This window comes from Sphingomonas sp. PP-F2F-G114-C0414, assembly GCF_003688595.1.
Classification (GTDB): domain Bacteria; phylum Pseudomonadota; class Alphaproteobacteria; order Sphingomonadales; family Sphingomonadaceae; genus Sphingomonas.
The window spans coordinates 70,707-83,644 of the sequence record NZ_RCWT01000011.1 but is presented as its reverse complement, the minus strand read 5'-3'; the positions used below and the strand labels follow the sequence as shown (position 1 = coordinate 83,644).

General features: G+C 65.7%; 15 protein-coding genes. 11 read left to right on the top strand and 4 right to left on the bottom strand.

All coding sequences use genetic code 11. The features are described from left to right. Window positions 1-5: 5 nt before the first annotated feature. Window positions 6-239, bottom strand: coding sequence for a hypothetical protein (locus C8J47_RS18890; RefSeq protein ID WP_147454305.1), 234 nt, complete (start codon window positions 237-239; stop codon window positions 6-8). A gap of 84 nt (window positions 240-323) precedes the next feature. Beyond that, window positions 324-1,622: an adenylosuccinate lyase gene (gene purB, locus C8J47_RS09575; RefSeq protein WP_121885493.1), complete on the bottom strand. Its 1,299-nt coding sequence runs from the start codon at window positions 1,620-1,622 to the stop codon at window positions 324-326. Window positions 1,623-1,872: 250 nt separating this feature from the next. On the opposite strand from purB, the gene C8J47_RS09570 reads away from it, so the two are divergent. After that, window positions 1,873-2,325 (top strand): EF-hand domain-containing protein, encoded by a 453-nt coding sequence (locus tag C8J47_RS09570; protein ID WP_121885492.1) that lies wholly within the window; start codon window positions 1,873-1,875, stop codon window positions 2,323-2,325. A gap of 62 nt (window positions 2,326-2,387) precedes the next feature. On the opposite strand, the gene C8J47_RS09565 is transcribed toward C8J47_RS09570, so the two are convergent. Together C8J47_RS09565 and radC are read right to left on the bottom strand one after the other, a co-directional pair. Continuing rightward, window positions 2,388-2,600 carry a hypothetical protein gene (locus C8J47_RS09565; RefSeq protein ID WP_121885491.1) on the bottom strand — a complete coding sequence of 71 codons (213 nt, stop codon included), beginning with the start codon at window positions 2,598-2,600 and terminating at the stop codon, window positions 2,388-2,390. A gap of 82 nt (window positions 2,601-2,682) precedes the next feature. Beyond that, complete coding sequence (radC, locus tag C8J47_RS09560) at window positions 2,683-3,387, bottom strand: DNA repair protein RadC (protein ID WP_121885490.1); 705 nt, start codon at window positions 3,385-3,387, stop codon at window positions 2,683-2,685. An 86-nt stretch (window positions 3,388-3,473) separates the two neighbouring features. Here radC and C8J47_RS09555 point away from each other — a divergent pair, with 86 nt between their 5' ends. From C8J47_RS09555 to uvrC, 10 genes are all read left to right on the top strand, one after another. Further along, window positions 3,474-6,641: a YdbH domain-containing protein gene (locus tag C8J47_RS09555; RefSeq protein WP_259467467.1), complete on the top strand. Its 3,168-nt coding sequence runs from the start codon at window positions 3,474-3,476 to the stop codon at window positions 6,639-6,641. A 47-nt stretch (window positions 6,642-6,688) separates the two neighbouring features. Beyond that, the gene (locus C8J47_RS09550; protein WP_082444354.1) at window positions 6,689-6,865 is read left to right on the top strand and encodes a YnbE family lipoprotein; all 177 of its coding nucleotides are present in this window, start codon (window positions 6,689-6,691) and stop codon (window positions 6,863-6,865) included. A gap of 1 nt (window position 6,866) precedes the next feature. Next, the gene (locus C8J47_RS09545) at window positions 6,867-7,247 is read left to right on the top strand and encodes a YdbL family protein (RefSeq protein WP_093399745.1); all 381 of its coding nucleotides are present in this window, start codon (window positions 6,867-6,869) and stop codon (window positions 7,245-7,247) included. 294 nt (window positions 7,248-7,541) lie between these two features. After that, a complete protein-coding gene (locus tag C8J47_RS09540; protein ID WP_121885489.1) occupies window positions 7,542-7,862 on the top strand; it encodes an AtpZ/AtpI family protein in 321 nt (106 codons plus the stop codon). Window positions 7,863-7,932: 70 nt separating this feature from the next. Then, the gene (locus C8J47_RS09535; RefSeq protein WP_056056028.1) at window positions 7,933-8,691 is read left to right on the top strand and encodes a F0F1 ATP synthase subunit A; all 759 of its coding nucleotides are present in this window, start codon (window positions 7,933-7,935) and stop codon (window positions 8,689-8,691) included. A 39-nt stretch (window positions 8,692-8,730) separates the two neighbouring features. After that, entirely contained in the window at window positions 8,731-8,958 is a 228-nt protein-coding gene (locus C8J47_RS09530; protein WP_031394300.1) for a F0F1 ATP synthase subunit C, read from the top strand. A 57-nt stretch (window positions 8,959-9,015) separates the two neighbouring features. Beyond that, window positions 9,016-9,510: an ATPase gene (locus tag C8J47_RS09525; RefSeq protein WP_121885488.1), complete on the top strand. Its 495-nt coding sequence runs from the start codon at window positions 9,016-9,018 to the stop codon at window positions 9,508-9,510. A gap of 37 nt (window positions 9,511-9,547) precedes the next feature. After that, window positions 9,548-10,120, top strand: coding sequence for a hypothetical protein (locus tag C8J47_RS09520; RefSeq protein ID WP_183129086.1), 573 nt, complete (start codon window positions 9,548-9,550; stop codon window positions 10,118-10,120). A 203-nt stretch (window positions 10,121-10,323) separates the two neighbouring features. Next, window positions 10,324-10,644 (top strand): multidrug efflux SMR transporter, encoded by a 321-nt coding sequence (locus tag C8J47_RS09515; RefSeq protein WP_121885486.1) that lies wholly within the window; start codon window positions 10,324-10,326, stop codon window positions 10,642-10,644. Between the two features lie 343 nt (window positions 10,645-10,987). Further along, window positions 10,988-12,913 (top strand): excinuclease ABC subunit UvrC, encoded by a 1,926-nt coding sequence (uvrC, locus tag C8J47_RS09510; RefSeq protein WP_121885485.1) that lies wholly within the window; start codon window positions 10,988-10,990, stop codon window positions 12,911-12,913. The last annotated feature ends 25 nt before the right edge of the window (window positions 12,914-12,938 follow it).

Below are 12,938 nucleotides of genomic sequence, written 5' to 3'. Positions count from 1 at the left end.
ATGGATCAGAAGGCGGTGATGACCACCCCGACCACCAGCGCTTGAGCCGCGATCGCCAGCATGGTGCTGGTCACGGTTTCGAACATGCGCATGGGTAGGTCTCCGATGCCGGAACAATATCCGGCAAGCGGGATATGGGCATAGTTGCGCGTTGTCGCAATTTTGTAACGCGAAATCGCAATTGCGTTGCGTGCACGTTGGTGTTCATGGGCCGTCCACCGTCCCGCTCCATTTGTCATCCTGACGAAAGTCAGGATCCAGAGCCAAGCAGGACGGTGTTTCGTTACTCTGGATCCTGACTTTCGTCAGGATGACGAGGGGAGTCAGGCCGCGCCGAACACCCGGGTGAAGATCGTGTCGACGTGCTTCAGATGATAGCCGAGGTCGAACTTGTCCTCGAGTTCGACATCGCTCAGCGTCACTTCCGGGTCCGCCTTCAGCAATTCGAGCAGCGACAGCGCGCCGTCCGAATCCCACACCTTCATCGCGTTGCGCTGCACCAGCCGATACGCGTCCTCGCGGCTCACGCCCGCCTGCGTCAGCGCCAGCAGCACGCGCTGCGAATGGACGAGGCCGCCCATCTTGTTGAGGTTCTTCAACATCCGCTCGGGATACACGACCAGCTTGTCCATCACCCCGGTCAGCCGTGCGAGCGCGAAATCGAGCGTGATCGTCGCGTCTGGTCCGATGTACCGCTCGACCGACGAGTGCGAGATGTCGCGCTCGTGCCAGAGCGCGACGTTCTCCATCGCCGGCGTCACATACCCGCGGACCATCCGCGCGAGACCGGTGAGGTTCTCGGTCAGCACAGGGTTGCGCTTGTGCGGCATCGCCGACGACCCCTTCTGCCCGGGCGAGAAGAACTCCTCCGCCTCAAGCACTTCGGTGCGCTGCAGATGGCGCACTTCGGTCGCGAGCCGCTCGATCGAGCTGGCGATCACGCCCAGGGTCGCGAAGAACATCGCATGGCGATCGCGCGGGATGACCTGCGTCGAGACCGGCTCGACCGACAGGCCGAGCTTGCCGGCGACATACTCCTCGACGAACGGATCGATGTTCGCGAACGTCCCCACAGCGCCCGAGATCGCGCAGGTCGCGACATCCTCGCGCGCCGCCACCAGCCGCGCCCGATTGCGGGCGAACTCGGCATGCGCCTGCGCGAGCTTCAGCCCGAACGTCACGGGTTCTGCGTGGATGCCGTGGCTGCGGCCGATCGTCGGCGTCATCTTGTGCTCGCGTGCGCGGCGTTCGAGCACCACCAGCAGCGCGTCGAGATCGGCGATCAGGATGTCGCTCGCCTTCGCCAGCTGCACGGCAAGGCACGTGTCGAGCACGTCGGACGAGGTCATGCCCTGGTGCATGAAGCGCGCTTCGGGGCCGACATGCTCGGCGACGTTGGTCAGGAAGGCGATGACGTCGTGCTTGGTCTCGCGCTCGATCTCGTCGATGCGGTCGACCTCGAACGCGCCCTTTTCCCAGATCGCGGCGGCCGCTTCCTTGGGTACCACGCCCAGTTCGGCGAGCGCGTCGGTGGCGTGTGCCTCGATCTCGAACCAGATCTTGAAGCGCGCTTCGGGCGTCCAGATCGCGACCATGTCGGGGCGGGAATAGCGGGGGACCATCGGGTTTCCTCGGGGCTGATATCGGGCGTGAAAGCGATGCTGCGGTGGCGGTCCCCGTTACGAGGCCTCGCCGATGCAGGCTGAAAACGCGGTAGCAGGACGCAGGAAAAGGTTCAAATACCCCTCGCTGCGTAGCAAGCCGGCGATCGTGCGCGTATAAAGTTGGTGAGTGGTTCGCGGTGCCGAGTATATGTTGGGCTCGATCGTCGAACGACCTAGTAGATGCGTAGAACAGTACCGGAGAGACGCAATGTTGAAATATGCTATGCTGGCTGGCGCGGTGATGATTGCTGTACCCGTATTAGCACAGACCGCTGCGACATCCCCGCAAGCGCCCGCGTCCGGTGGCGGTGTTGCTGCGCAGGCGGCACAGTCTGATGCGGTGGCGACTCCGCAGTCCGGTGCACCGACCGACCCGGTGCCGATGCAGTCCGCCGCGCGCGAGCAACCGGCGACGGGGAGTCAGGTCGCGCAGGTCGTCGACACCGAGTTTCCGACCTATGACAAGAACGGCGACGGCAAACTCAGCGCGGCGGAGTTCGCCGGCTGGATGGTCGCGCTGAAGACCAAGACCGATCCCTCGACCAAGCCCGATGCGCCCGAGACCAAGAAATGGGTCTCTGCCGCCTTCGCGCAGGCCGATACCGACAAGAACAAGTCACTGACTAAAACCGAAGTGACCAGCTTCCTGACGCAAGGCTGATCGATACAGCGGATCAGGGGGCGACTTTCAACAATCCCTGATCCGCAAAACAGGCCTGCCGATCAACTCGATTTGCGGGCGGCGCGTTCCTTTTCGACCTGCGCCTCGATCAGGATCTGGCCTTGCGCTTCGACCGCGGCGTCCAACAGCCGGTCGGATGTCTCGACGGCGGCATCGGGCGTCAGCGATACCGCAACGCCGTCCGGCCCATCGACCAGGACTTGGCCGTGTTCCGCGGTTACGATCGAGGCTTCGTCGTGTAGCTTGTTGTCCACATGCAATTCCTTCGGTGAGACAACGAAGGCGCGCGCGAAACGGCCCGGACTTTGAAGGAACTTACACGCTTATCTAGTTGCGTCAGATCAACCCCTGCGCGCGCAGGCTGACATGGCCGCCGGTGCCCATCACGATATGGTCGTGGACGGTGATGCCGAGCCGCTTGCCCGCCTCGGCGATCGTCCGCGTGATGTCGATATCGGCGCGGCTGGGGGAGGGGTCGCCGCTCGGGTGATTGTGGACGAGGATGATCGACGCGGAGCCGAGGTCGATCGCGCGGCGGATGACTTCGCGAACATACACCGCGGCCTGGTCGATCGACCCCTTGCTCATCACCTCGTCGCGAATCAGCATGTTCTTGGTGTTCAGATGCAAAACCCGGAAGCGCTCGATCGCGTGGTGCGCCATGTCCGCGCGAAGATAATCGAGCAACGCCTGCCAGTTGGCGAGCACGGGGCGGTCGCTGACCTGCGACTGGAGCAGGCGGATTGCGGCGGCATGCGCGATCTTGATCGCCGCGGTCGAGATCTCGCCCATGCCCTTAACCCGGCCGAGCGCCTCGGCGTCCGCGGTCAGCACGCCGCCGATCCCGCCGAACTCGCGCATCAGCGCCTTGGCGAGCGCCTTGGTGTCGCCGCGGGGGATGGCGATCGCGAGCAGGTATTCGATGAGTTCGTGGTCGAGCAGTGCGTCGCTGCCGCCCTCGAACAGGCGTTTGCGGAGGCGGCCGCGATGGCCCTTCAGATCGTCCCCCCGGACGTCAGCGTCTTCGTCCGGTTCGGCCATTTTGCGATGCTAGCACATCCCTGGGCAATTGCATGAGAGCCACGCTCCCGCCTATGCAGGCCGCGAAAGCGTAGCGGAGTGAGTGGGTGACCGAGACGAGCGAGACGGGGGCCGACCCCGGGGCCGACCCTCGCCGTCCTGCGACCGCCCGCCGCGCTGCGCTGGTGATCGCGCTGCTGCTGATCGCGGGGCTGGTCGTGCTGTGGCTGGTACGGAAGCCGATCGCCGAGGGGTTCATCGACCGCGAACTCGCCAAGGCCGGCGTGCCCGCGCGCTACGACATCGCGGACCTCGCGCTGGGTGGCCAGCGATTGACCAACGTGGTGATCGGCGATCCGGAGCATCCCGACTTGGTCGCCGACTGGGTCGAAACGCGGACCGGCGTCGGGTTGTCGGGCCCGTATCTGGAGGGCGCGCGCGCGGGGAAGGTCCGGCTGCGCGGGCGGCTGGTGGACGGGAAAGTCTCGCTCGGCGCGATCGACAAGCTGCTGCCAGCGCCGTCGGGGAAGCCGTTCGCGTTGCCCGCGCTCGACGTCTCGGTCGCCGACGGGCGGATGCGGCTGGAGACACCGCAAGGGATCGTCGGGCTGAAGCTGGCGGGCTCCGGCAAGCTCGACGACGGGTTCCGCGGGTCGCTGGCGGCGATCAGCGAGCGGCTGGATCTCGGCGGGTGCGTGATCGATCGGCTGGCGGCGACGGTGAAGCTGCAGATCGACGCGGTGAAACCGACGATCACGGGGCCGGTGCGCGTGTCGCGACTCGCCTGCGGGACGACGCAGGCGGAGCGGATCGTGGCGAATCTGGACGTCGGCCTCTCCGCCGCGCTCGATCGCTGGCAGGGTAAGGCCACGCTCAAGACGGGCGCAGCACGGACGCCGAGTGCGACTTTGGCCGGCGTCGAGGGCACGATCGACTTCACCGGCACCGCGGCGGCGACCGGCGGCAAGGCGGACATCGCCGCCGACACGGTTCGCACCACCGAGGGCGGGGCGCGGCGGGTCTCGTTCGCGGGCACCTACCGGATAGGCCAACAGATCGCGTTCGACGGGCGCGTCCAGGCGAGCGGGGCCGCGATGGCGCAGAAGCGACTTGCAGGGCTGGTGGGAATAGGCAGGGCAGCCGCGGGGACGCCCGTCGCGCCGTTGGCGAGTGCGGTGACGCAGGCGGTCCAGAAGGCCGGCCGCGGATTTGCCGCGGACGCCGACGTTCGCGTGCGGATCGAGGGCGGGCGCGGCAAGGCCTTGCTGTCGCGTCTGGCGCTCGCCTCCGCCAGCGGTGCGCGCGTGGCGCTCGGTGGCGGGAGCGGGGTCGCGTTCGGCTGGCCGAACGGCGGGGTGCGGCTCGACACGGTTCTCGCGATGCGCGGCGGCGGCTTGCCCGAGGCGCGCGTGTCGTTGGCGCAGGCGAAACCAGGCGCGGCGATCCGCGGCGTCGCCACCATCGCGCCCTACGTGGCCGGTGGCGCGCGGCTGGCGCTCACGCCCGTTACCTTCAGCGCGACGCCGGGCGGAACGACCTCGATTACGACGCGAGTCACGCTTGGGGGACCGATCGGTGCGGGCGGTGCTGCCAACCGTGTCGATGGCCTGTCGATGCCGGTTGCGGCGCTTTGGGACGGTCGCGGGCGGCTGGTCGTCAACACCGGTTGCGTGCCTCTGGCAATCCAGCGCCTGGCGATATCCGGGTTGGTGCTCGATCCGTCGCGGCTGACCTTGTGCCCTGTCGACGGCGCGCTGGTGCAGATCAACGGTGCTCGGGTCAGCGGCGGCGCGAAGATCGCTGCGGCCAAGTTGGGAGGGCGACTCGGCACCACCGCGATCACGCTCGCGATCGCCGGAGCGACCGTGCGGCTGGCGGATCGCGGCTTTGCCATCGACGGCGTGCAGACCCGCATCGGCGCGCCGGAACGTGTCACGCGACTCGATTTCGCCACCGTCACGGGCCGCATGACCGGGCAGGGCGTGGCGGGCGCGTTCACGGGTGGCTCGGGACAGATTGCCAACGTGCCGCTGTTGCTCGGCGAAGCCGCCGGCGACTGGACGCTCGTCAAAGGCGCGCTCAACCTCACCGGCGCGATGGGTGTGTCCGATGCCGCGCCGACGCCGCGGTTCAAGCCGCTCGCCGCACGCACCGTGACGCTCGCGCTGGTTAACGGCACGATCACCGCGGCCGGAATGCTGTTCGAGCCGACCACCAACACCAAGGTCGCCGACGTCACGCTAACCCACGCGCTGGGTGCCGGCGCAGGCAAGGCCGACCTGAACGTGCCCGCGATCGCGTTCGCCAAGGACAAGCTGCAACCCGACGCGCTTACTCCGCTGACCTTCGGTGTTATCGCCGACGTCAACGGATCGGTCAGCGGCGCGGGGCATATCGCCTGGAACCCCGACGGGGTGACGAGCACCGGCGTGTTCCGCACCGCTGGCACCGATCTCGCCGCTGCGTTCGGCCCGGTCACGGGAATCGCCACCGAGATCCGCTTCACCGACCTGCTCAACCTCCAGAGCGCGCCGGGGCAGGTCGCGACGATCCGCACGCTCAACCCCGGCATCCCGGTCACGGACGGCACGATCCGTTACCAGACGCTGCCCGGCGCGCGCGTGCAGGTCGAGGGCGGCGCATGGCCGTTCGCGGGCGGGTCGCTAACGCTCGACCCGACCTTGCTCGACTTCTCCTCGCCAAAGGAGCGGCGGATGACGTTCCACGTCGTCAACATGGCCGCCGACCAGTTCCTGCAACAGTTCGATTTCAAGAATCTCGACGCGACGGGGATCTTCGACGGCGTGCTGCCGATGATCTTCGATGAAACGGGCGGCCGGATCGAAGGCGGCGATCTGCAGGTGCGCAAAGGCGGCGGCACGCTCGCCTATGTCGGCGATCTCAGCCAGAAGGATCTCGGCATGTGGGCGAACATCGCGTTCCAGGCGCTGAAGTCGCTGCGGTATCAGTCGTTGCGGGTCGGCATGAACGGGCCGCTCGCAGGCGAGATGGTCACCGACGTGCGCTTTGCCGGGATCAGCCAGGGTGAGGGGGCGAAGTCGAACTTCATCGTCCGCCGCCTGCAAAAGCTGCCGTTCGTGTTCAATATCCGGATCAAGGCGCCGTTCCGCGGGCTGCTCGATTCGGCGCAGAGCTTCTACGATCCGAAGCGGCTGATCCAGCGCAACCTGCCGGCCTTGCTCCAGCAGCAGTCGGCGCCGCCTCCTCCCAAACTTCCAACCATTCAGCCTCCCGCAAGCAGGATCGTGCCATGACCGAAACAGGATTGAAGAAGCTGGAGCAAAGGCCGATCTTGCATAGGATGACGAGGACGATCGCGATTATCGGGCTGACGGCGGCCTTGCCGGGCTGCATCAACGTGTCGGCGCCCGACAAGCCGATCGAGATCAACCTCAACATCAACGTCACGCAGGAAGTGGTCTATCGTCTCGATGGCGAGGCGAAATCGTTGATCCAGCAGAATCCGGGGATATTCTAAGATGAAGACCAAGGTCCTTATGATGGTTGCCGCAGCGGCGGCTCTCGGTGGCCTGTCTGTCGCGGCAACCGCGCAGCGCGATCCGGCCTATGCCGCGGCGCGTGCCGGGGGCGAGGTCGGTGAGCAGCCCGACGGCTATCTCGGCCTGGTCGGCGCTGCGAGCGGCGATCTGCGTGCGCTGGTCAACAACATCAATATCCAGCGCAAGTCGGCGTACACGGCAAAGGCGCAGGCGAGCGGCGCGACGGTCGAGCAGCTCGCGTTCACGAGCGGGTGCAACCTGATCATGCAGACCAACCCCGGCGAGAAGTACAAGACGCCCAACGGTGTCTGGAAGACCCGCACCGCTGGCGCCCCCGAACGCGATTCGCGCTGCGTCTGAGCGACCCGGGTAAGGGCGCGACGCTTTCCTAGTTCGTCATCCTGGGCTCGACCCAGGATCCAGAGCCAAGCACGGTTCGCTTGTGGCTCTGGATCCTGACTTTCGTCAGGATGACGGGCTGGGCATCAGTCGCCATCCTGCTACCTAGCGCCAGTAACCCAACCGGACATTGATGACGCCCGTGTCACACCGGTTGACTTGCCCCCCCCCCTTTTCTAAACGGACCGCGCCTTGGCGGGATCGCTCGTCGCTGCTTGCTTCCTCCCCGATGCGAAATCAGGTGGAGGAACGTGCGTGGCGGAGATCGAACCCGGACAGGACCCCCAGGGTGTTGAAGATCCGCGACTTTCCGCGCTCGATGAGCGATTGCGAGAGGCGCAGCATCGGGAAACGCTCGCTAAGGGGCAGAAGGGGCCGGATGCCGAGCGGGGATACTCGCAAGGCAATCGCGTCATTTCGGCTCTTATCGGGAGTCTCGTCGGCAGTGCGCTGATCGGGTGGTTGATAGACCATTGGTTCGGCACTGGCCCTTGGGGACTGATCGTGCTGCTGTTCCTCGGGATAGCGGTCGCGTTCAGGCAGATCATTCGAATTTCAGGCGAACGCCCGGAGTAACCGGGCGTTTGTCGTATCAAGACGGCAGGGATTCCACGTGGCGGCAGAACAGGGCGGCAAGATCGATCCGATGCACCAGTTCCTGATCGAGCCGGCGTTCGGCTCGCACTGGATCGTTGGTGGCTATGACCTGTCGTTCACCAATTCCGCATTGTGGATGGTGGTGACGCTGGTCGCGCTTTGGGCGTTCATGATCGGTGGCATGAAGCGCGAGCTCGTGCCCGGTCGCTGGCAGATGGCGGTCGAGGGCTTCACCGGCTTCATCTCAGGGATGCTCGAGCAGAATGTCGGCCCCGGCGGCAAGCGCTTCGTGCCCTATGTCTTCTCGCTGTTCATGTTCATCCTGTTCGCGAACATCATCGGGCTCCTGCCGTTCGGCATCGTCCCCGGCGTGCACCCGTTCACCGTGACCAGCCACATGACCGTTACGGGCGTACTGGCGCTGATCAGCTTCGCGATCGTGCTGCTGGTCGGCTTCGGCAAGCACGGCTTCCACTTCTTCTCGCTGTTCGTGCCGAGCGGTACGCCCGCACTGATGATCCCGCTGATCTTCGTGGTCGAGCTGATGTCGTTCCTGGTGCGTCCGTTCTCGCTCGGTCTGCGACTGTTCGTGGCGATGACCGCGGGGCATATCCTGCTCAAGGTGCTCGCCGCGTTCGTGATCAACGGCCTGAACCTCGGCGGGATGTACATCGGTCTGGTGAGCGCGCCGAGCATGCTGCTGATGATCGGCATCACGCTACTGGAACTGCTGGTTGCCGCGATCCAGGCATACGTGTTCGCGTTGCTGACGTCGGTCTATCTGAACGACGCCGTTAACCTTCACTAAGTTTTCCATTACCTAACTGATTTTCAAAGGGAATTTATCATGGACGTCAACGCAGCAAAGATGATCGGTGCCGGCCTCGCAGCGATCGGCATGGGCCTCGCGGCACTCGGCGTGGGCAACGTGTTCGCACAGTTCCTCGCCGGCGCTCTGCGCAATCCGGGCGCAGCCGACAGCCAGCAGGGCCGTCTGTTCATCGGTTTCGCAGCAGCCGAGCTTCTCGGTCTGCTCGCCTTCGTCACCATGATCATCCTGGTGTTCGTCGCCTAACCACTCGCTGATTTGGCCGGGCAACCGCGCCCGGCCGGATTAACGCAGGACAGACCAATGCCCCAGATTGCCCAGATAGCCGCTACCTACGCCTCGCAGATCTTCTGGCTGCTCCTCACCTTCGGCATCCTGTATTTCGGGATCGGCAAGGGAATGGTGCCAAAGATCGTGTCCAACGTGGACTCGCGCGAAGGCAAGATTGCAGGGGATCTGGCAGCGGCGGTCGCTGCCCGTACGCAGGCCGATACGGTCCAGGCGAACTGGCAGGCCGAAATGGACGCGGCGCGTACTGCGGCGCAGGCGGAGACGGCGGCCGCTGCAAAGCGTGCCGCAACGGCGTTCGAGCAGCAGGTCCATGCGGCCGATGCCGAACTCGCCGAGCGCCTGGGTCATCACGATCTTGCGGTAGCGAACGCCAAGGCCGAGGCGCTCTCGAACTTGCAGGGCGTCGCCGCCGAAGCAGCACAGCAATTGGCCGCCAAGGTCGCTGGTCTCCAGGTCAGCCTGGACGCGGCGACCGACGCGGTACGCAGGACGACGGCGCATGGCTAATCCAGATTCGGCCGCAAAGGTCATCCACGGCGAGGGCATGGAGCCCGAGGGTGCGATCGACAACCAGGGCCTCCAGGGTCACACGACTGCGCCCGGCGGCGTTGAGCATGTGTCCGATCCGACCGCGCTCGGCCTGACTTCGACCGGCTGGGTCGCGGTGGCGATGATCGTCGTCATCCTGCTGATGATCTGGAAGAAGGTTCCAGGCATGATCGGCAAGATGCTCGACACGCGCATCGCCGGCATCCGTACGCAGCTCGACGAAGCCAAGGCGCTCCGTGCCGAAGCCGAAGCGATCCGCACCGAATACGAGGCGAAGGCCAAGACCGCGCACGTCGAGGCCGAAGCCATGAAGGCCCACGCGCACCATGAAGCCGCGGCGATCATCGCCAAGGCCAAGGCTGGTGCGGAAGACCTCATGACCCGCCGCGCCAAGATGGCCGAAGACAAGATCGCCGCCGCCGAACGCGCCGCGATTGCCGAGGTTCGCGCGCGGGCTGCCGATGCCGCGGCCAAGGCTGCCGGTATCCTCATCGCCGAGCATCACGACGCCGCCGCCGACCGCATGATGGTCGACCGCTCGATCTCGGGTCTCAGCCGCCTCAACTAACCGGGGGCGGCGCTCGAAGCGCTGCGGTTCCCCCGCGAAGGCGGGGGCCCAGGATCTCATAGGACAGCGCCTGCAACCCGGGACCCCCGCCTCCGCGAGGGAATGGTAGTTGGCTTGGCGCTTTTCCTGTTTTGCACAGACGGCCGTCTCTTCCCGGGTTTCCGGCGGCCGGGTCTCCAATCTGAGCCCGTTGGAGAACATTCATGTCTTGGCTCATCCTCGCGGTCGCCGTCGTCACTGAAATCTGCTGGGCGCTCAGCCTGAAATGGGCGGCCACCGTCGCCACATGGCAGGCCTCCAGCGTCCCGATCATCCTCAGCTTCATCAACATGGGCCTGCTCGCGCTCGCGATGCGCGGCCTCCCCGCCGGCACCGCCTATGCGATCTGGACAGGAGCCGGCGCGATCGGCGTCATCATCGGCGGCGTCGTCCTGTTCGGCGACAAGGTCAGCGGCATCCAGGCCTGCTTCATGGCCCTGACCGTAGTCGGCATCGTCGGCACCAAGGTCTTCGCCCAAACCTGATCGTCTGCCTTCGCCCGTAGGGCGCGGAAGATTGATTCACGCGAAGGCGCAAAGGCGCAAAGGCACGAAGAGAAGGTTGGTTCACGCGGAGACGCGGAGACGCGGAGCCGCGGAGGTGTTGCGGCTCGGGATGATGTACCGAGCAGCCACGAGTGGCTGTAAGCCTTCGGCAGGTTGAGAACGAACGCTGGGTGCTCTAACCTTCTGTCCGCGGCTCCGCGTCTCCGCGTGAACCAACTCCTCCCTTCTCTTCGCGCCTTTGCGCCTTCGCGTGAAAATCACTTCTCCAGCGCCAAAGGCGACCGCTGGCGTAACCCCCTCGCACTCCCTAGATTCCTCAGCGATGTCCTCCCCCAATTCCCCCGACCGGTTCAACGAAGACAAATCCACATTCGCGGTCCGCGGTGGTGGTGAAGCGCCAGACCTCGCGGCCGGCGTAGCGGCGATCCGGAACGTGCTCGATACGCTGCCGATCCGCCCCGGCGTCTACCGCATGCAGGACGCGCGCGGCGACGTGCTCTACGTCGGCAAGGCGCGTGCGCTCCGGAACCGCGTCGCCAATTACTGCCAGGTCGAGCGCCTCACCAAGCGCCTCCAGCGGATGGTGTCGCAGACCCGGTCGATGACGATCGTCACCACCAACAACGAAGCCGAGGCGCTGCTGCTCGAATCGCAGCTCATCAAGCGCTACCGCCCCGCCTACAACGTGCTGTTGCGCGACGATAAGAGCTTCCCCTTCATCCTTCTCCGCGACGACCACGCCTTCCCGCGCGTCCAGAAACACCGCGGCGCGCGTCGGGCGAAGGGCAATTACTACGGGCCGTTCGCCAGCGCCGGGTCGGTCAACAACACGCTCAACGCGCTCCAGAAGCTGTTCCTCCTGCGCAGTTGCACCGACAGCTTCTTCAAGACGCGCGACCGGCCTTGCTTGCTCTACCAGATCAAGCGCTGCTCCGCGCCGTGCGTCGGCCGGATCGACGAGGCCGCGTACGGGGAGCTTACCGAAGATGCGAAGGCGTTCCTCGGCGGCAAGTCGACCGGCGTGCAGGCCAAGCTCGGCGCGCAGATGCAGGCCGCCGCGGAGAACATGGACTTCGAACTCGCGGCGCTGCTCCGCGATCGTCTTCGCGCGCTCACCTTCATCCAGGGCACGCAGGCGATCAACGCGGAGGGCGTCGGCGATGCCGATATCTTCGCGATGGCGTGCAAGGACGGCCTGATCGGCATCCAGGCGTTCTTCATCCGCGGCGGCCAGAACTGGGGACATCGCAGCTTCTTCCCGCAGCACACCAACGACGTCCCCGAGGACGAAGTGCTGACCAGCTTCCTTGGCCAGTTCTACGAGGAGGTCCCGCCGCCCAAACAGATCCTGCTCGACCGCGAACTGACGGAAGGTGCATTGCTGGCCGAAGCACTAGGCGAACGCGCCGGCTACAAGATCACGTTGCAGGTCCCGCAGCGGGGTGATCGCCGCCGCCTGATGGACCAGGCCAAGCGCAACGCGATCGAGGCGATCGAGCGGCGCCAGGCCGAATCGACCACGCAGGCCAAGCTGCTGCGCGAGGTCGCCGACCTGTTCGACCTCGCCGAGCCGCCCGAGCGCATCGAGATCTACGACAACAGCCACATCCAGGGCACCGCCGCGACCGGCGCGATGGTCGTCGCGGGGCCGGAGGGCTTCCGCAAAGGCCAGTATCGAAAGTTCAACATCAAGAACAAGGATACCGCGCCGGGCGACGATTTCGCGATGATGCGCGAGGTCTTCACGCGGCGGTTCTCGCGCGCCCAAGCCGAGGATCCCGATCGCGATTCGGGCGACTGGCCGGATCTGGTGCTGATCGACGGTGGCAAGGGACAGCTCAACACCGTGAAAGCCGCGCTCGAGGAGATCGGCGTCGAGGACGTGTGTCTGGTCGGCATCGCCAAGGGCCCCGAACATGGCCGCGATGGCCGCGAGGTGTTTCACATGCTCGACGGCCGCGAGTTCCAGCTCCCCGTCAATGCGCCGGTTCTGTTCTACCTCCAGCGCCTGCGCGACGAGGTCCACCGCTTTGCGATCGGCGTCCACCGCGACAAGCGCAGCAAGGCGATCGGCGCCAGCCCGCTCGACGAAGTCCCCGGCATCGGCCCGGCGCGAAAAAAGGCGCTGCTGATGCATTTCGGCACCGGCCGCGCGGTCCGCAATGCGAGTTTGCAGGATCTTCAGCAGGCGCCGGGCGTGTCGGCGGGCGTGGCGCAGCAGGTCTACGATTTCTACCATTCGCGCTGACCTCAGGCGAGGATATGGATTCGCT

Bases quoted from the DNA above. Each gene is read 5' to 3' on its own strand.
- C8J47_RS18890 (WP_147454305.1), bottom strand. From the start codon at position 239: ATGACAAATGGAGCGGGACGGTGGACGGCCCATGAACACCAACGTGCA.
- purB (WP_121885493.1), bottom strand. From the start codon at position 1,622: ATGGTCCCCCGCTATTCCCGCCCCGACATGGTCGCGATCTGGACGCCC.
- C8J47_RS09570 (WP_121885492.1), top strand. From the start codon at position 1,873: ATGTTGAAATATGCTATGCTGGCTGGCGCGGTGATGATTGCTGTACCC.
- radC (WP_121885490.1), bottom strand. From the start codon at position 3,387: ATGGCCGAACCGGACGAAGACGCTGACGTCCGGGGGGACGATCTGAAG.
- C8J47_RS09550 (WP_082444354.1), top strand. From the start codon at position 6,689: ATGACGAGGACGATCGCGATTATCGGGCTGACGGCGGCCTTGCCGGGC.
- C8J47_RS09545 (WP_093399745.1), top strand. From the start codon at position 6,867: ATGAAGACCAAGGTCCTTATGATGGTTGCCGCAGCGGCGGCTCTCGGT.
- C8J47_RS09535 (WP_056056028.1), top strand. From the start codon at position 7,933: ATGCACCAGTTCCTGATCGAGCCGGCGTTCGGCTCGCACTGGATCGTT.
- C8J47_RS09530 (WP_031394300.1), top strand. From the start codon at position 8,731: ATGGACGTCAACGCAGCAAAGATGATCGGTGCCGGCCTCGCAGCGATC.
- C8J47_RS09525 (WP_121885488.1), top strand. From the start codon at position 9,016: ATGCCCCAGATTGCCCAGATAGCCGCTACCTACGCCTCGCAGATCTTC.
- C8J47_RS09520 (WP_183129086.1), top strand. From the start codon at position 9,548: ATGGAGCCCGAGGGTGCGATCGACAACCAGGGCCTCCAGGGTCACACG.
- C8J47_RS09515 (WP_121885486.1), top strand. From the start codon at position 10,324: ATGTCTTGGCTCATCCTCGCGGTCGCCGTCGTCACTGAAATCTGCTGG.
- uvrC (WP_121885485.1), top strand. From the start codon at position 10,988: ATGTCCTCCCCCAATTCCCCCGACCGGTTCAACGAAGACAAATCCACA.